The sequence below is a fragment of the Burkholderia sp. 9779_493 genome (genome assembly GCF_015712215.1).
GTDB lineage: Bacteria > Pseudomonadota > Gammaproteobacteria > Burkholderiales > Burkholderiaceae > Burkholderia > Burkholderia cenocepacia.
In genome coordinates, this window is record NZ_JACCQA010000034.1 from 1 (window position 1) to 17,625 (window position 17,625).

The following is a 17,625-nucleotide window of genomic DNA, read 5'->3' on the forward strand; positions in this document are numbered from 1 at the left end:
AGCCCTGTGTGTTCCTTCCCGGCCTGCACGAAACGCTCCGCGATCCAGTCGACGAACGCGCGCACGCCGGGCGACACATGCGGGCGCTTCACGTAGACGACCGACACGGCGAGCGCATCGGGTTGCCAACACGGCAGCACCTCCCGCAGCCGTCCCGCCTCGATCAGCGGCTGCGCGGCGACGCGCGTCGGCTGGATCAGTCCGAGGCCGTGCACGCCGCAGGCGAGATACGCCTGCTCGTCGTCCACGCTGACGATGCCGTCGAGCCGCACCTTGCGCACCGCGTCGTCCACCATGAACTCGAGCTCCGCCGGACGCTGGCCGAACACGTGCGATCCGCAAATCGCACGATGCGCGCCCAGATCGTCGGGTGTGCGCGGCACGCCGAAGCGGTCGAGATACGCAGGGCTCGCGCAGGTCACGCGCTCGAGCGCGCCGAGCCGGCGCGCGACGAGCGACGAATCGGGCAGCGCACCGAGCCGGACGCTGCAATCGATCGCGTCGCCGATGCGGTCGCCCGCGCGCCCGGCCACGGCGAGCATCAGCTCCAGATCGGGATGCCGGGTATGAAATTCGCCGAGCGCCGGCAACACGATCGCGCCCGCCACCGACGCCGGCAATTCGACGCGCAGCGGCCCGCTCGGATGCAGCGCGGCGCCGCGGATGCTCGCTTCGAGCTCGTCGACGTCCGCCGTGATGCTGACGCAGCGCCGGTAATACGCGTCGCCTTCGGGCGTCGGCCGCAGCGCGCGCGTCGTGCGCACCAGCAGCGGCATGCCGAGCGCCGCTTCGAGCTCCTGCACGGTGCGCGTGGCGGTGGCGCGCGAAATGCCGAGCGCCTGCGCCGCGCGCGTAAAACTGTTCATTTCGACGATGCGCGTGAAGATGCGCATCGCGCGGATCGGATTGTCCACCGGACACCTCTGCATGGTTGCACTCTGCCGCGGCGCGCGTTCGCGCACCGTGCGTGCGTGTCGATGTCGACGCAAGCCGCGCGCCGGCGCGGCCGTCGGGTCAGGCGTTCGCCGCCGCGACGCCGGGCGCCGGTTCGGCGAGCAGCCGTTGCGCGAGCGCCAGCGCGTCGTCGCGGCTCGCCGCCGCGTTCAGCGGATACCCCCAGACCTTCTCGAAGGCACCCGAAAAGGCATTGAGCGCCACGCGCCGCGCCGCATTGGGCTCGATCGCGATCATCCCGGGAATCCATTCGCGCGACAGCGCGCGGTTGGCCTTGCTCCACTTCGCGAGCTGCTTGCGCATCTCGTGATCGTTGTCGGCGCGATCGTCGCCGGACGGCGCGTCGTCGGTCAGAAGAACGAAGCGTTCGCGGCGCGCCAGCAGCGCGTCGAGTTCGGCAAGCAGGCGGGCGGGATCGGTGTGGGTCGAGCCGCTGTAACGCAGCCAGACAAACGGGAATTCAGTCGTGACGATTTGCATGTTGGCCTCCAGATGAGAACGATTCTCATTTTATGGATCGAGACCTGATGCGTCATTTCTCATCCCGGCCAACTGCTTTTTCAATCCGGCCAACCGTGCACGGGCGCGCAGCCCGGCGGTTCAGCGTTGCCGGTCGGTCAGGAATTGCGTCGGCGGCTTGCCGGTCGCCTTGCGGAACATCGTGACGAAGCTGCTCGCGCTTTCGTAGCCGAGATCGATCGCGATCTGGTGCACGCGGCGGCCGGTCGTCAGCATCCGCAGCGACAGCGCGACGTGCAGCCGCCGGCGCCAGTCGCCCAGGCTCATGCCGAGCTCCCTCGTCGCGAGCCGCGTCAGGCTGCGCTCGCTGATGCCCGCACGCCGCGCGAGCTCGGGCAGCGGCGACTTGTCGGCCGGGTCGTCGAGCAGATGGTCGATCAGCTTGCGCAGCCGGCGGTCGGCCGGCATCGGAAGGTACAGGTCCTCGACCGGCGCCGCGACGAGTTCGTCGAGCAGCGTCGCCACCAGCCGCCCTTGCGGCCCGTCGACGTCGTACAGATTCGGGAAGCTGGCCGCCTTCAGCAGCAGTTCGCGCAGCAGCGGCGACACGCCCAGCGTGCAACAGCGCGTGGGCAGGTCGAGCGCCGCGTCGGGTTCGACCAGCACCGCGTAGAAGGTCGCGCCGGCCGAGCCGCGCGCCGCGTGCGGGACATCGCCGGGAATCCAGACCGTGCATTGCGGCGGCGCGGTCCACACGCCGCCGTCGATCTCGCAATAGACGACGCCGGTCAGCGTGTAGAGCAGCTGCGCCTGGCGATGGCTGTGCCGCTCCAGCCGCCATTCGGGCTCGACGACCGAGCCGCCGAACACGACGAGCGGACGCGGCACGTGATAGACGTCGGCGTCCGCAGCGGGATCGGTGGTCGGTGGAAGGTCGCGCATGGAACGACGGGTCGTGAAAAAAGGCCGGACGCCGGCGCGTCCTGTCGTGCTTATACCAGAAAGGCGCGGCCGCAGCCGTGCCGTTCGAGGGCGCCTGCACCCGCGCGCCGAACCGAATACAATGCGCCGATCCCCCGCCGCTGCGCGAACCTGCCGGAGCCGCCATGTTCGACCTGACCACGCTGACCACCTTCACGGCCGTCGTTCTGGGCCTGTTCCTGATCCCCGGCCCCGCCGTGCTGCTCGTGCTGAGCCGCACCGTGCAGGGCGGCCGCAAGACCGGCATCCTGACCGGCCTGGGCGTCGCGAGCGGCGACTTCGTGCATACGCTGTTCGCGGCCGTCGGGCTGTCCGCGCTGCTGATGACGTCGGCGCTCGCGTTCAACGTCGTGAAGCTGGTCGGCGCCGCGTACCTGATCTATCTCGGCGTGCGCGCGCTGCTGGAGAAACCGTCCGATCCGTCGCTGCCGCAGGTGTCGCCCGTCACGCCGCTCAAGGCGTACCTGCAGGCGATTCCCGCCGAAGTGCTGAATCCGAAAACCGCGCTGTTCTTTCTCGCGTTCATGCCGCAGTTCGTGCATCCGGAACGCGGCTCGACGTTCGTGCAGTTCGCGGTGCTCGGGCTGATCTTCGTCGTGCTCAGCTCGCTCTACACGACGCTGATCGCGTGCTCGATCCGCCCGCTCGGCCGCATCGTGAAGCGGCTCACGTGGCTCACGCGCTGGCAGGGCAAGATCATCGGCTCGATCTTCATCGCGCTCGGGCTGCGCGTGGCCGTGCAGCAGCGCTGATGCGCATGAGCGTATGACGCCCGCCGGCGCGGACCTGCTCTATACCGACCCGCGGCTCGTCGCGGTGTACGACCTGTTCAACGCCGGCGATCGGGACTTCGCGTTCTACGCCGGCGCGATCGGCGCCACCCGGCGACGCGTCCTCGATCTCGGCTGCGGCACCGGCACGTTCGCGCGACGGCTCGCGGCGGCCGGGCACGACGTCGTCGCGATCGATCCCGCGCCGGCGATGCTCGATTACGCGCGACGCCAGCCGGGCGCCGACGCCGTACGCTGGTTCGCGTGCGCGCTCGACGGCCTGCCGCCGGGCACGCCGTTCGATGCGGTCGTGATGACCGGTCACGCGTTCCAGTGCCTGCTGACCGACGACGACATCGACGCGACGCTGCGCGGCGTGCGACGCGTGCTCGCCGACGGCGGCCGCTTCCTGTTCGACACCCGCAACCCGCGCACCGAACCGTGGCGAGCATGGACGCCCGCGCAGTCGGCGCGCCGCATCGAGTCGCACGAATTCGGCATCGTCGATCTCCATCACGCGGTGCGGGCGATCGACGGCGCGATCGTGACGTTCGACACGCACTACCGCTTCCGCCGCGACGACACGCTGCTGACGAATACGAGCCGGCTGCGTTTCATCGCGCAACCTGAACTGCAGGCGCGCGTGATCGCAGCCGGATTCCCGGCGGCCGACTGGTGCGGCGACTGGGACCCCGCTCCGTTCGACGAAGCGACCAGCGCGGAGATCATCGCGATCTGCCGCGCGTGAGCGCGCGCGCGTTCTGCTGCGGCGTCAGCCCGCCACGGGCAGCGTGTCCACCGCGTACGCATGCCGGATCGTGCGGCCCAGCACCGGGTCTTCCAGCTCGACCTCGAACCGCTCGGCCGGCCGGATGCCGCCGATCGCCGCGAGCGTGCCGCACAGCATCGCGGTGCCGTCCTCGAAGCGGCCGCCATGACGCGCGAATTGCGCGAGCAGATCGTCCGGCGCGCGCATCGCGGTCACGTTGCCCTCCTGATACAGCACGCGCTCGCCGTCGATCGTCGCGTACGCGCGCAACACCAGTCGATCCCAGTGACCGGCCACGTCGTCGAGCTTCCACAGCGTGTTCGCGCACGGCTTGCCGCACATCTGCTTCGACACGGTGATGCCGTACGTCTCGACCTCGCGATCGGTGTGATCGGACGCGATGCCGACGAAGGTCTCGCCGCCGTCGCGCACCAGCACGAATTCCGCTTCGCCGCTGCTCTGCCCGCCCGCGACCTGGATCGCCGGCGACGGATCGAGGCGATCGGCGGCAACGCGGTAGAACACTGGCGTCGTCGCCGGTCGCTTGACGCCGAGTGCTTCCAGTTCGCGGATATGCTTTTCCATGGCGACCGTATCGCGGCCGGTCCAGCCCGCGATCACGAGCGTGTCGATCGCGATCGCGCGCTCGGTGCGGCCGTCGCGACCGTCGATCGCGAACGTGATGGTTTTCATCGAATGCTCCTCGTCGCGGGCCGCGCGATGCAGCGGGCCCGCTGTCTGTCATTGATCGACCGGGCTCACGCCGGATCGTAATAGTGGATCTCCAGCAGCACGCAGCCGCCGTTCGACTTGAACGGACCGTGCCATGCGCCGGGCGGGCGCACCGCATACGTGTAGCCCTCGAACGGCGTGCCGCCGTTGCCGTGCTCGTCGTTGCCGACGGTCAAATCGCCTTCGACCAGAAACACCTCTTCCCAGTAGTCGTGCACGAACGGCTTCTGCGTATGCAGCCCCGCCGGCAGGCGCAGCAGGCGCGTGCGGCTGCCGCGCTTGCGCTCGGTGTCGAGCGCGCCGGAGAGGATCAGCTCCTGCGCGCCGGACGCCGGGTCATAGCCCTCCGGCAGCCGCCAGTCGCGCTGCATGTCCAGCGTGTGGAATTCGTCGTGAAGCTTGTTGATGGCCATCTGTCTCTCCTGGTTGCGATAGCGGGTGAAGCGGGTTTCGATGCGGGCGGTCAGGCGGCGCGCGGCGTCGACCGTTCCTGGTTCAGCGAATAGCTTCCGAGCATCGAATCGACCAGATGCGACGCGCGCTGCCAGTCGTACGTGCGATACGCATGGCCCTTCGTGACGAACGACGCGCCGGCATAGAACAGTTCGTACTGGTTGTGGCGCGACGCGAATTCGGAACCGACCGCGTCCCACGCGAGCTTGAAGAACTTCACGCGATCCTCGGACGAGCACACCGGCGACTTCTGCGTCTTCTCGATGATGCGCAGCAGGTCGGGGTTCTCGAAATCGCGCACGCTGGACGGCAGCATGATCATTCCGCCGCCGGCGAGCTCGCGCAGCGTGTTGAGCACCTTCGAATAGAGTTGCTGCGTGACGACCTGCGAGCCGTACAGCATGTTGCGGTCGGGCACGTAGAAGCCGTTGACGACCGTGCCCTTCGCTTCCATTCCGTAGACCCACGCCTCGACCATCGATGCTTCGGCCGCGAGCTGGCCCAGCGTCTCGCGCACCTGCGGGAACGCGTTCGTGCCGTTGACCTCGGAGATCTTCAGGCCGAGCCCGACGAGAAAACGCAGCTTCGTCATCAGGCGCACCTGGCATTGATAGTTCTGGTACACGTGCGCGGGTGTCGCGTGGAACTGCTTCGCGCACATCGCGGTATTGCCGGCGACGAAGATCCGCTCCCACGGCACCTTCACGTCGTCGAAATACAGCACCGCGTCGTTCTCGTCGAAGCGGCTCGACAGCGGGTTGTCGAACACCGACGTCGCATGCTCCTCGTACGACTTGCGCGACATGATCTTCATGCCCTTCGCGTTCATCGGCACCGCGAACGACAGCGCATACATCTCGTCGCCTTCGCGCAGCGGCTGGATGCAGCTGCAGAACACCTCGTTCGCCATGATCCCGCTGGTCGCGAGCATCTTCGCGCCGCGCACCGTGATGCCTTCGGCATCCTGATCGACGATGCCGACCGCGAGGTACTTGTCCTCCTGCTCGTGCGCGGCCTTCGACTGGTTCGCCTGCGGATTCACGATCACGTAGGTCAGGAACAGGTCGTTGTCGCGTGCATAACGGTAATAGTCGCGCAGCGCGCCGGCGCGCGCCGGGTCGTATTGCTCGAACACCTCGGCGCCCATGTACATGCCGGAGAGGCACGACGCGACGTGGTCGGGCGAGCGGCCCATGAAGCCGTAATGCAGCTCCGACCACGCTTCCAGCGCGGCACGGCGCTCGACGAGTTCGTCATAAGACGTCGGCAGTTGCCAGATCCGGCTGACGCGATTGCCGGAGTCCGGCGACACGAACGTCATCTTCTCGACGTTTTCGTTCTCCGCCTGATAGTCGTACAGGCTCGCGTAGCTGCGGATCGAATTGCGGAATGCCGCGTGCGCGGTCACGTCGCCGACCGGCTGGCCGTTCAGGTAGACCTGCCGCCCGTCGCGCAGCGACGCGATGTGCTGAGTGCCGTTCTTGATCATGATGCCCTCCTGGGTGGAATGAATCGTGGGTTGCGTTCACATGGCCGGCGCGTACGCGCCGTCGAGCGCGCGGTAGCGTCCGCCGAAGAAGATCAGCGGACGCCCGTCCGGGCGCGCGCGGTGCCGCATCACGCGGCCGACGAAGATCACGTGGTCGCCGCCGTCGTATTGCGCATACGGTTCGCATTCGAACGTCGCGAGTGCATCGGGTAGCAGCACGCCGCCGTCGTCACCGGCCGCACCGCCGCGCCAGCCCCACTTGTCGCCGTTCGCTTTCGCGAAGCAGTTCGACAGGTGCTGCTGCGTCTCGTCGAGCACGTTGACCGCGTAGCCATCCGCGCCGGCCAGCTCGCCGAGGCTCAGGCTGCGACGGTCGACCGAAAACAGGATCAGCGGCGGGTCCAGCGACACCGAATTGAACGACGCGACCGTGATACCGATCGGCATTCCCTCCTTGCGCGGGGCGGTAATCACCGCGACGCCCGTCGCGAACATCGACAGTGCGGCCCGGAAGCGCCGCTGCTCGTCGGCATCCGCGCCGGTTCCGGCATGGTTCTCGCTCATCTCGTCCTCCATGGGTTGCATTGCCGGATTCCGCCGAGGAATCCGCACCAACAAAGCACCGTTAATTAGCTTTGTTATTTAGCTTTTATTAAATGTAAACACAAAGCCCGGTTCAAGATGTCGTAAACCCTGATCTTGAAAGCTTTGTTTGAAAGACAACCCTACTCGCGGGATGGATGTTGCACGGCGCGCACGAATGTCCACGTACACTGCGGCAACCGTATTCCCCGGCGCTCGCGACCCATGCGGGACGCCGCCTTCCGGAGCCCCTTTCGATGCAATTCCGTCCGATCTACATGGACTACAGCGCAACGACGCCGGTCGATCCGCGCGTGGTCGCCAAGATGGTGCCGTTCCTGCACGAGCAGTTCGGCAACCCCGCCTCACGCAGCCACGCCTACGGCTGGGATGCCGAGCACGCCGTCGAGGAAGCGCGCGCGCACGTCGCCGCGCTGCTCGGCGCCGATCCGCGCGAAATCGTGTGGACGTCCGGCGCGACCGAAGGCAACAACCTCGCGATCAAGGGCGCCGCGCACTTCTATCAAGGCAAGGGCAAGCATCTCGTGACGGTGAAGACCGAGCACAAGGCCGTGCTCGATACGTGTCGTGAACTCGAACGCCAGGGTTTCGACGTCACGTACCTCGACGTGCGCGAAGACGGCCTGCTCGACCTCGATGCGTTGCAGCAGGCGCTGCGCGCCGACACGATCCTGGTGTCGGTGATGCTCGCGAACAACGAAACGGGCGTGATCCAGCCGGCGGCCGACATCGGTGCGCTGTGCCGCGCGCGCGGCATCGTGTTTCATTGCGATGCGGTGCAGGCGGCCGGCAAGATTCCGGTGGACGTGAATGCGCTGAACGTCGACCTGCTGACGGTGACCGCGCACAAGGTGTACGGCCCGAAGGGGATCGGCGCGCTGTACGTGCGCCGCAAGCCGCGCGTGCGCCTCGAAGCGCAGATGCACGGCGGCGGCCACGAACGCGGGATGCGCTCCGGCACGCTGCCGACCCACCAGATCGTCGGGATGGGCGAAGCGTTCCGGCTGGCGAAGGAAGAAATGGCGGACGAAAGCCGCCGCGTCGGCGCGTTGCGCGACCGGCTGCTGGCCGGCCTGTCGACGCTCGACGAGGTTTACGTGAACGGCGACCTCGCGCGCCGGATTCCGCACAACCTGAACGTCAGCTTCAATTTCGTCGAAGGCGAATCGCTGATCATGGGGATCAAGGGCGTCGCGGTGTCGTCAGGCTCCGCGTGCACGTCGGCGTCGCTGGAGCCGTCGTATGTGCTGCGCGCGCTCGGCCGCAGCGACGAGCTCGCGCACAGCTCGATCCGCTTCACGCTCGGCCGCTTCACGACCGAAGCCGAGGTCGACAGCGTGATCGCGCAGGTGCGCGACACGGTCGGCAGGCTGCGCGAATTGAGCCCGCTGTGGGACATGCATCTCGAAGGGGTCGACCTGGATACGATCGAGTGGGCCGCGCACTGAGCGCGGCGGCCGGCGCGCGTCAGCCTTTTTCCTGGCGCGCGATCATGTGCGCGAGATCGAGCGTCGCGCGATCGCCGTTGGTGACGAGGCGGTCGATCACCGAGCAAAGCGCCTTGAACTCGGTTTTCGTCACGCCTTCGAACAGCACGTTGTTGATGCGTTGCTGCGTATCGGCGAGCGCTTTCAGCAGCTTCGAGCCGGCCGGCGTGACCGTGAGCCGCATCTTGCGCTTGTCGTCGGGGTCCGCGCGTTTGTCGATCAGGCCGAGCTTCTTCAGCTTGCCGGTCTCGATCGTGACGAACGCGCCGCTCAGGTGCAGATGATCGGCGAGGCGGTTGACGGTCACGACGTCGTCGTGCGACAGATGGGCGACCGACACGAGCAATGAATACTGGATGCCGGTGAGGCCGATCAACGAGCCGAAACCGTCGCGCACCGACAGCAGGCGCGCCGCGAACGGCAGCAGCCCGTTGATCAGGTGGCGGAATTCCGTGTCCGTGCCGTCGATCAGGCAGGCCGGGTTGGTAATGGTCAGAACGGACTCCTCTTGCTGCTTGGCCATGACATCGACGCTCCGTGCGGTCATGCGAATTTAGCTTTGAAACGAAATTATACGGCAAAGGCACCTGCGGCCTCGGCCAGCCCGGCCGCCCGCATGCGGCCCGATTTCCCCTATCAGGAGGTTCGCGCATGCCCTTCCCGCTTCATCCCGCCACGGTTCGCGCGCTGCTCGAATGCTATCTGCGCGCGAAGGACCTGAACCAGGCCGCGCTGATCGCCGACTGCTTCGCGGCCCATGCCGAGCTGAGCTTTTCGCTCGCCAGCGACGACATCGATTTTCCGCCGCGCGTGACCGGTGTGACGGCCATTGCGCATACGCTGGTCGAGGCATTCGGCGAGCGGTTCGAGCAGTGCCGGACCTACTACGTCTGCGCGCAGCCGCCCGTCGACGGGCACGGCGTCAGCCGCATGCCGTGGCTCGTCGTGATGCGACAGAAGGACAACGGCGCACTGCGGATCGGACATGGCACGTACCGCTGGCAGTTCGCCGTCGACGGCGAAAACGACGACGTTGCGCGGGTTGCCGCGCTGCACATTCATATCGCGCGGATGGATACGATCGACGATCCGCAGTCGTTGAAACTCGCGCGGCTGCAGGCGGCGTTCGGGTATCCGTGGCTGCCGGCGCACGCGCTCGCGCGCGGGCTCGCGGACGTCGCGGCGGCGCATCCGGATTGGGCATTCCTGGCGCCGTTCGAGCAGGCGGCCGCGTCGGCCATCGACTGACGCCCCGCTGCATCACGGCGCCGCGCGCGATCCCTCATTGCCGGCCAGCAACTGCGCGGCGGTCATGACGCGCGGGTCGTCGCCCGTCAGATGCGCGCCGTAATAGGCGATCGACGCCTGCTCGTCGAGCAACAGCGGAATCGCGACCCGCCCGAGCAGCGCGCGTTCGATCGCGTCGCCGAACGTGAATCCCGCCAGATAGACGCCGTCCATCACGCAATTCGTCGTGAATACGCGGCCCTGCGCATCGACATAAAACTCGACGTAGCCGAGATCGTCCTCGGCGATTCCGATCATCGTCGTGTCGAGCGCCCGCTCCCACGCGGCAATCTGTTCATCCTGACGCTCCAGTGCGCGAAACGCGATGCCCATCGGCGCGCAGGTCTCCCCGCTGCGCCGGGCCGGCTCCGCCCCCACGATCAACGTGCCGAATTCGCGCAGGATCGTATCGCCCGGATGTTCGCCGTCGCGGGCCGATAGACGGCCGTCGGCAGGGCCGCGCCACCCGGCCGCGACAAACAGCGGCCTGACCGTCAACGGAATCTCGATCACGAAAATGCTCCTGAAGTTACCGCATACGATACGACACGCGCGAACACTCTCCGCAGCGTGGACAGCATGCGCCGCCGCGCTCGCCCTCACACACAGTCGAGCGCGCGCCGCACACCGTCCCAATCGAGCCCGAACCGCGCGAGATACTTGCGCAGGCGGTCCGCGTCGTTCGGCTGCTTCTTGCTCTGCCGCGACACCGCGAACAGCGTGCGCCCGGCTTCCGACAGGCTCACCGACGTGCGGCACACGTCGAGCACGCGTTCGAGCTGCGCACGGTCGAACAGGTCGAGTTCCGCCGCGCGCGCACCAAACACCGCGTCGACGCACGCATCGGATGCCCCCGTGCCCCCCGGCGGCGACCACGTGCGCGTCAGCCGCTCGACTTCCTGCTCGGCGAGCGCCTCGGTAATGCGCCCCGCATCGGCCAGCGTCGCCATCCGGGTGACCGACGCCGACAGCTCGCGGAAGTTGCCGGCCCACGTCGCGCGCGGCGAGGCCGCGAACGCGAGATAGCGCCGCTTCGCCTCGACGTTGAACCGCACCTGCTCGCCCTGCTCGCGACCGAACCGGTCGAGCTCGAATTCGAGGTTCGGCTCGATGTCCTCGCGGCGCTCGGCCAACCCCGGCAATTCATAGGTCCAGAGGTTGATCCGCGCATAGAGGTCCTCGCGGAACGTGCCGGCCGCCACCATCTGCCGCAGATCGCGGTGCGTGCCCGCGATCAGTTCGAAATCGCTGGTCGCCTCGACGTCCGCGCCGACCGGCAGGAAGCGCTTCTCCTCGATCGCCTTCAGCAGCATCGCCTGTTCGTCGAGCCCGAGTTCGCCGATCTCGTCGAGAAACAGCAGCCCGCCGTCCGCCGCGCGCAGCAGCCCCGCGCGCGCCGACTGCGCCCCTGTGAACGCGCCCTTCACGTGACCGAACAGCGTCGACATCGCCGCGTCGCCGCGCAGCGTCGCGCAGTTGATCTCGATGAACGGCCCTGCGAGCCGATGCCGGCCGCGCTTCAGCTCGTATACGCGCTTCGCGAGAAACGACTTGCCGGCCCCCGTCGGCCCGACCAGCAGCATCGGTGCGCGCGAACGCACCGCCACGCGCTCGAGTTGCTCGATCAGCGCATTGAAGCGCGCGTTGCGCGTCGCGATGCCGGCCTTCAGGAACGACACCGTTTCGTCGCGCTCGCGCGTGAAGCGCTGCGCGATACGGTTGTAGCGCGACAGGTCGAGATCGATCACCGAGATCGTGCCCGGCCCGCTCGGCCCTTCGTCGGTTCGCTGCGGCGGCCCCGTCTGCACGAGGCGCGCGGGCAGGTAGCGCGCTTCCGCGAGCAGGAACCAGCAGATCTGCGCGACGTGCGTGCCGGTCGTGATGTGGATCAGGTAATCCTCGTGTTCGAGGTCGAACGGATACGCGCGTGCGTAATCGTGCAGCGTCGCATAGACCTCCTCGAAATCCCACGGATCGTGGAGCGTGACCGGCGTGAGCCGCACATCGGTGTGCGGCGACACGCGCGCGAGATCGTCCCGCACCTGGTTGGCGAGACGCGTGTAGTCCAGCGAATGCAGCAGTTCGAGCCGGTCGATCGGCAGGTCGGGCTGCTCGCACAGCGAAATCGTCGGCCGCCATTTGCGGTAACGGCGCGGCGCGCGGCCGCCTTGGTCGAGCACCGTGCCGAGAAAACCGATCGCGACGGTTTTGCGCATGTTTATCTCATGGGATAAGAAGCGATCCGATTGTATCGGATATTCATGACCGCGAGGTGCCGACAGCGTCGATGCCGGACACTGAAAAACAGACAATTCTCTTTTGACTTCAATGAGTTGCGAGATTTCAAGAAGCACCGGCCGCCCCCTGGCACGCTCCTCGCTAAATAAAAGACGCCGGATGTCCCGCTGGCCCACGAGCCAGGGTTCGACAAGCCCTGCTGGTGCGCCGCCGCCGAACCTCGTTCGTCGCGGTAGCGCATGCCGCCATGGACAGACGAAGGCAACGGGGCGCGCGCCAGGATGCCTCGCCCGGGTTCGAATCCCGGGGCGCCCATTGTTCGAAAGCTCAGCCAGGTGGAGCAGCCGGCGAAAGCCGGCCGGTGGCGGGTTCGAATCCCGCTCGAACGCTGTCCGCAAGGACGGTCTCGTATGAAGGCAGTACCCGCCGGTGCGGGCCGACAGGCCCGCCGCGCGTCGGACCGGTTGCGGTTCCGCGCAATCGGCCGGGCGGCCGCACGGCCCGCGCGAAGGCGCACGACGACGCAATGCAGCAGGCGTCGCCATGCGTTTCGACGCTGGCCGGCGCGCCGCCCGCCCGATTGCGTCGCCCCGCGATCCGCACGATGCGCGTTACCCGGCGGCCATTGAAGAAAAGGACAAAAATATGTGGAAGCGTCATGTGGTGAAAAAGAACGAACGCGCGCTGCTGATGAGCGAGGGCGATTTCGTGAAGGTGCTGGAACCGGGCGTGTTCAAGGCCTTCGATCCGTTCAAGCGCCTGTCGGTGCAGACCGCGCGTCTCGACGCGCCGCTCGCCGACGACGCGCTGGCCGACTACCTGCGTCACGACGCACCGGACGTGCTCGCGCGGTATTTCGTCGCGATGGATCTCGCCGACGACGAAGCCGGCCTGCGCTACGAAGACGACGTGCTCGTCGAGATTCTGGCGCCCGGCACGCGCCGACTGTACTGGCGCGGCCTGACCGCGCATCGGCTGGAGCGCATCGACCTCGCGCAGGACAGCATGCTGCCTGCGGCGCTGGTGAAGCGCATCGCGCAACCGTCGCTGCGTGCGCGCGGCGTGGCGGGGCTGACGGGCGTGCTCCTGGCGCAGGTGCCGGCGTACCACGTCGGCGTGCTGAAGGTCGACGGCAAGATCGAGCGGCTGCTGGACGCGGGTGCGTCGGCGTTCTGGCGCTTCAACCGCGACGTCGCGGTCGAGCTGGTCGATCTGCGCTTGCAGGCGATCGAGGTCGGCGGGCAGGAAATCCTGACGCGCGACAAGGTCGCGCTGCGGCTGAACCTGTCGGCGACGTGGCGCTATGCGGACGTGCTGCATGCGTTCGGCCAGTTGCAGAAGCCGGTCGAACACCTGTACCGCGAGTTGCAGTTCGCGCTGCGTTCGGCGGTCGGCACGCGCTCGCTCGACGAGCTGCTGGAGGACAAGCAGTCGCTCGACGAGGTCGTGATCGCGCAGGTGCGCGCCCGTCTCGACGGTTCGGGCGTGGACGTGCGCAGCGTCGGCGTGAAGGATATCGTGCTGCCGGGCGACATGAAGACGATCCTCGCGCAGGTGGTCGAAGCGGAGAAATCCGCGCAGGCGAACGTGATTCGCCGCCGCGAGGAAACGGCGGCCACGCGTTCGCTGCTGAACACCGCGAAGGTGATGGAAGAAAACCCGACCGCACTGCGGCTCAAGGAGCTGGAAACGCTCGAGCGCGTCGCGGAACGGATCGACCGCATCTCGGTGTTCGGCGGTCTCGACCAGGTGCTGAACGGGCTCGTCAGCATCAAGGGCACGTAATGCAGGTTCCGGCGCGATGCAGATGTGTCGCGCCGGTCCCGAAATGAATCAGGTGAAGCAAATGACCGACATGGACATGGATTATCAGGTGATGGAACTGGCGAACGGCAAGCCGGTGAAAATGTGGACGCAAGGCGTCGCCGTCGAGGACGAAGCGCGCGCGCAACTGCGCAACACCGCGCAGATGCCGTTCATCTTCGGCCACGTCGCGGTGATGCCGGACGTGCACCTCGGCAAGGGCTCGACGATCGGCAGCGTGATTCCGACGAAGGGCGCGATCATCCCGGCCGCGGTCGGCGTCGACATCGGCTGCGGAATGATGGCCGCGCGCACGACGCTGACGGCGGCCGACCTGCCCGATTCGCTTGGCGGGCTGCGCAGCGCGATCGAACGCGCGGTGCCGCACGGCCGCGCGCCGGGCCGCCGCGACCCGGGCGCATGGGGCGATCCCACGCCGGCCGCCGTGACCGACGCGTGGAAATCGCTGCAGCCGGGCTTTCAGCGCATCGTCGACAAGTATCCGAAGCTGGCAAAGACGAACCACTACGCGCATCTCGGCACGCTCGGCACCGGCAACCACTTCATCGAAGTGTGCATCGACGAGGCGGACCGCGTGTGGTTCATGCTGCACAGCGGCTCGCGCGGCGTCGGCAATGCGATCGGCAGCCTGTTCATCGAACTCGCGCAGGCCGACATGCGACAACACATCGCGAACCTGCCCGACCGTAATCTCGCGTACTTCACCGAAGGCAGCCGGCACTTCGACGATTACGTCGAGGCGGTCGGCTGGGCGCAGGACTACGCGCGGCGCAACCGGCAGGCGATGATGGACGCGGTGATCGGCGCGGCGCGCGGCGTGATCGGCACACCGTTCTCGGTCGACGCGCATGCGGTGAACTGCCACCACAACTACGTGCAGCGCGAACGCCACTTCGGCGAAGACGTGCTCGTCACGCGCAAGGGCGCGGTGTCCGCGCAGAAGGGGCAGCTCGGGATCATTCCGGGTTCGATGGGCGCGAAGAGCTTCATCGTGCGCGGGCTCGGCAACCCGGAAAGCTTCTGCTCGTGCAGCCACGGCGTGGGCCGGACGATGAGCCGCACCGAAGCCAAGCGCCGCTTCACCGCCGACGATCAGGCGAAGGCGACGCAGGGCGTCGAATGCCGGAAGGACGCGGGCGTCGTCGACGAAATCCCGATGGCCTACAAGGACATCGACGCGGTGATGGCGGCCCAGCGCAGCCTCGTCGAAGTGGTACGTACGCTGCGCCAGGTGGTGTGCGTGAAGGGATAGCGCGGTGTGCGGCCGAGGGCCAGCGGCCGCGCACAACGAAAGGAAAACGACAACGATGAAAACCGACAACGCAATGACGACCGTGCGCAGCGCGCATCCGATCGACCCGGCGGTACGGGCGCGCGTGATGGCGGAGCTCGCGGAAGTCGAACGCCGCCATGATGTATGCGTGCTGTTCGCGTGCGAATCGGGCAGCCGCGGCTGGGGCTTCGCTTCGCCGGACAGCGATTACGACGTACGCTTCGTGTACGCCCACCGGCGCGACTGGTACTTGAGCGTCGAACCGCAACGCGACGTGATCGAGCGGCCGCTCGACGACGAGCTCGACGTCAGCGGCTGGGAATTGCGCAAGGCGTTGCAACTGCTGCGACGCTCGAATCCGACGCTGCTCGAATGGCTCGACTCGCCCGTCGTGTATCGCGAAGATGCGCGCTGGGCGCCGCGGCTCAGATCGCTGGCATCGGCGTTCTTCTCGCCGGTACGCGGGCGTCATCACTACCTCGCGATGGCGAAGAAGAATTTTCGCGGCTATCTGCAAGGCGACACGGTGCGTTACAAGAAGTACCTGTACGTACTGCGTCCGCTGCTCGCGGTGCGCTGGATCGACATGGGGCTCGGCATGCCGCCGATGCGCTTCGCCGATCTCGTCGACGGGACCGTGCACCAGCCGACGGTGCGCGCGGAGCTCGATGCGTTGCTCGCGCTGAAGATGAGCGCGAACGAAAGCGAATACGGGCCGCGCCGGCCGGCGATCCACGCGCTGGTCGAGACGATGCTCGCCGATGCCGAACACGATCGCGAATACAAGCGGCCGTGGGGCGACGTGGCGATGCTCGACGCGTTCCTGCGCGACGTGGTCGACGGCCGATGAAAAGTGAACGGCGCGATGCCTGCGGGGATCGCGCCATTTTTGCATCCGCGCTCGTCCGATCGATGCAGGCGAGCAACGATCGTGCCCGCGTACGACGTGTCGTCGCAACGATCGCAGCCCAGCGCGGCGGTATACTCGATGCCGTTCGGCACAGCGCGCCGCCGCATGCGCCGCAGCCTTCGACCTGCCCCGCCTGCTGACGATGCGCTTGCAATCCGACATCTTCCGCCCGTCCATCCACAGTCGATACGAACCGTCATGTCGCACCGCCTTTCGCTCGCCATCGCCGCCCTCCTCGCCGTTTCCCCGTTCGTTGCCAAGGCCCGCCCGCTCGCGCGGCCGCCGGTCGAACGCGACTTCAAGAACTGGTCGGTCGTTTGCGACAACGGCAACCGCTGCATTGCCGAAAGCCACGCGGACGATATCGATGATGCACGCACCCGCCTCATCCTGCGCGTGACGCGCGATGCCGGCCCGGACGCGCCAGCCTCGCTCGACATCTATGCGTCGGCGCCGCTGGACCTGCGCAGCGCACGCGTGGATGGTCGTCCGTTCGATGCAATGGCGGCCCGATGGCATGCGTTCGGCGGCAAACCGGCCGATGACGACGCGCACCCGTTCCGGATCCGGACCAACGATCCGGCAACGGTCGCCGCATGGCTCACCGCGTCGCGCAATGCGCAACTGCTGAGCTTCGGCGATCCGGCGTCGGCCCAAACCGCCCGCACGCCGTTGACGGGATTGAGTGCCGCGCTGCTGTTGATCGACGACACGCAGGGCCGTGTCGGCACCGTCACGGCGTTGCTGCGCCCGGGCACCCGGCCGGCGTCGGCGGTGCCCGTCGCACCGGCACTCCCCCCCGCCGTCACGCCGGCCCCGGCCGTCGCAAACCTGTCGGCCGCGGAGCAACGGCCGCTCGTCGATGCGGTGCTCGCGAAGTTCGGCGGCGACGTGAAGCAATGTGCGACCGATGTCGAAGACGAAATGCCGGCGAACGATCGCAGGAAGGCGTCGACTGCCGTGGCGGTCTCCGCCGACGAAGCGCTGGTCGCGATACCGTGCCAGACCAGCAGCCTGTATAACCACACCGACCTGTGGTATCGCGTGCGGCGAACCGCGCCCTACTCGCCGACGGCGATGAATTTCGGCGAGAACGCGAACGCGGGACTCGATTCGGCGTCGTTCGCAAACGAACTGACCGACGCCGGCTACGATCCCGCCAGCGCGACGCTGTCGAGCAAGGTCAGACTGCGCAGTGCCGGCGATTGCGGCTCGACCGCATCGTGGATCTTCGACGGCCGGCACTTCGTGCTCAGCGATATCGCCACGCACGGCACTTGCAACGGCTTGTTCGACGATCAGTGGCCACGCCTGTATCGACGGGCCGATGCGAGCGGAAACCGCTGACGCACGTATCGCACCGAAACACGCCGGCAGACATAACCCATAACGAACC

At 67.3% G+C, this 17,625-nt stretch carries 18 protein-coding genes and 1 tRNA gene; 9 read left to right on the forward strand and 10 right to left on the reverse strand.

Features of this window, described 5'->3' with window-relative positions; all coding sequences use genetic code 11:
- From H0X95_RS27730 to H0X95_RS27740, 3 genes are all read right to left on the reverse strand, one after another.
- Positions 1-914 (reverse strand): LysR family transcriptional regulator (locus tag H0X95_RS27730; RefSeq protein WP_077175698.1); only part of this gene is annotated, 914 nt, incomplete at its 3' end.
- A gap of 100 nt (positions 915-1,014) precedes the next feature.
- Entirely contained in the window at positions 1,015-1,434 is a 420-nt protein-coding gene (locus H0X95_RS27735) for an ATP--cob(I)alamin adenosyltransferase (RefSeq protein ID WP_006490454.1), read from the reverse strand.
- Positions 1,435-1,554: 120 nt separating this feature from the next.
- A complete protein-coding gene (locus H0X95_RS27740; RefSeq protein ID WP_006490459.1) occupies positions 1,555-2,355 on the reverse strand; it encodes an AraC family transcriptional regulator in 801 nt (266 codons plus the stop codon).
- Positions 2,356-2,519: 164 nt separating this feature from the next.
- On the opposite strand from H0X95_RS27740, the gene H0X95_RS27745 reads away from it, so the two are divergent.
- Positions 2,520-3,146, forward strand: a complete 627-nt coding sequence (locus tag H0X95_RS27745) for a LysE family translocator (RefSeq protein WP_006490488.1) — start codon at positions 2,520-2,522, stop codon at positions 3,144-3,146.
- Between the two features lie 13 nt (positions 3,147-3,159).
- Positions 3,160-3,912, forward strand: a complete 753-nt coding sequence (locus H0X95_RS27750) for a class I SAM-dependent methyltransferase (protein WP_059722502.1) — start codon at positions 3,160-3,162, stop codon at positions 3,910-3,912.
- A 24-nt stretch (positions 3,913-3,936) separates the two neighbouring features.
- Here H0X95_RS27750 and H0X95_RS27755 read toward each other — a convergent pair whose 3' ends face one another.
- From H0X95_RS27755 to H0X95_RS27770, 4 genes are all read right to left on the reverse strand, one after another.
- Positions 3,937-4,626, reverse strand: coding sequence for a DUF2848 domain-containing protein (locus H0X95_RS27755; RefSeq protein ID WP_006490484.1), 690 nt, complete (start codon positions 4,624-4,626; stop codon positions 3,937-3,939).
- Between the two features lie 65 nt (positions 4,627-4,691).
- Positions 4,692-5,078 carry a hypothetical protein gene (locus tag H0X95_RS27760; protein ID WP_006490483.1) on the reverse strand — a complete coding sequence of 129 codons (387 nt, stop codon included), beginning with the start codon at positions 5,076-5,078 and terminating at the stop codon, positions 4,692-4,694.
- A gap of 50 nt (positions 5,079-5,128) precedes the next feature.
- Positions 5,129-6,607, reverse strand: a complete 1,479-nt coding sequence (locus tag H0X95_RS27765) for a 4-hydroxyphenylacetate 3-hydroxylase family protein (protein ID WP_059722500.1) — start codon at positions 6,605-6,607, stop codon at positions 5,129-5,131.
- A gap of 36 nt (positions 6,608-6,643) precedes the next feature.
- Entirely contained in the window at positions 6,644-7,192 is a 549-nt protein-coding gene (locus tag H0X95_RS27770) for a flavin reductase family protein (RefSeq protein ID WP_080322307.1), read from the reverse strand.
- Positions 7,193-7,446: 254 nt separating this feature from the next.
- Here H0X95_RS27770 and H0X95_RS27775 point away from each other — a divergent pair, with 254 nt between their 5' ends.
- The gene (locus H0X95_RS27775) at positions 7,447-8,658 is read left to right on the forward strand and encodes an IscS subfamily cysteine desulfurase (protein WP_059722498.1); all 1,212 of its coding nucleotides are present in this window, start codon (positions 7,447-7,449) and stop codon (positions 8,656-8,658) included.
- A 19-nt stretch (positions 8,659-8,677) separates the two neighbouring features.
- Here the strand turns inward: H0X95_RS27775 and H0X95_RS27780 are convergent, their stop codons facing one another.
- On the reverse strand, positions 8,678-9,220 hold the full coding sequence (locus H0X95_RS27780; RefSeq protein ID WP_006490479.1) for a MarR family winged helix-turn-helix transcriptional regulator: 543 nt from the start codon (positions 9,218-9,220) through the stop codon (positions 8,678-8,680).
- Between the two features lie 128 nt (positions 9,221-9,348).
- Here H0X95_RS27780 and H0X95_RS27785 point away from each other — a divergent pair, with 128 nt between their 5' ends.
- On the forward strand, positions 9,349-9,945 hold the full coding sequence (locus H0X95_RS27785; protein ID WP_059722497.1) for a nuclear transport factor 2 family protein: 597 nt from the start codon (positions 9,349-9,351) through the stop codon (positions 9,943-9,945).
- 12 nt (positions 9,946-9,957) lie between these two features.
- Here H0X95_RS27785 and H0X95_RS27790 read toward each other — a convergent pair whose 3' ends face one another.
- Both H0X95_RS27790 and rtcR read right to left on the reverse strand, forming a co-directional pair.
- Positions 9,958-10,497 (reverse strand): SUKH-3 domain-containing protein, encoded by a 540-nt coding sequence (locus tag H0X95_RS27790; RefSeq protein ID WP_006490472.1) that lies wholly within the window; start codon positions 10,495-10,497, stop codon positions 9,958-9,960.
- A gap of 86 nt (positions 10,498-10,583) precedes the next feature.
- The gene (gene rtcR / locus H0X95_RS27795; RefSeq protein WP_059722495.1) at positions 10,584-12,200 is read right to left on the reverse strand and encodes an RNA repair transcriptional activator RtcR; all 1,617 of its coding nucleotides are present in this window, start codon (positions 12,198-12,200) and stop codon (positions 10,584-10,586) included.
- A gap of 338 nt (positions 12,201-12,538) precedes the next feature.
- On the opposite strand from rtcR, the gene H0X95_RS27800 reads away from it, so the two are divergent.
- From H0X95_RS27800 to H0X95_RS27820, 5 genes are all read left to right on the forward strand, one after another.
- Positions 12,539-12,611 (forward strand) — tRNA-Phe (locus H0X95_RS27800).
- A 256-nt stretch (positions 12,612-12,867) separates the two neighbouring features.
- The gene (locus H0X95_RS27805; protein WP_006496077.1) at positions 12,868-14,007 is read left to right on the forward strand and encodes a slipin family protein; all 1,140 of its coding nucleotides are present in this window, start codon (positions 12,868-12,870) and stop codon (positions 14,005-14,007) included.
- Between the two features lie 61 nt (positions 14,008-14,068).
- Positions 14,069-15,298, forward strand: coding sequence for an RtcB family protein (locus tag H0X95_RS27810; RefSeq protein WP_059722717.1), 1,230 nt, complete (start codon positions 14,069-14,071; stop codon positions 15,296-15,298).
- A gap of 55 nt (positions 15,299-15,353) precedes the next feature.
- Positions 15,354-16,169 (forward strand): nucleotidyltransferase domain-containing protein, encoded by an 816-nt coding sequence (locus H0X95_RS27815; RefSeq protein WP_059722493.1) that lies wholly within the window; start codon positions 15,354-15,356, stop codon positions 16,167-16,169.
- Positions 16,170-16,427: 258 nt separating this feature from the next.
- Positions 16,428-17,576: a DUF1176 domain-containing protein gene (locus H0X95_RS27820; protein ID WP_006496079.1), complete on the forward strand. Its 1,149-nt coding sequence runs from the start codon at positions 16,428-16,430 to the stop codon at positions 17,574-17,576.
- Positions 17,577-17,625 lie beyond the last annotated feature (49 nt).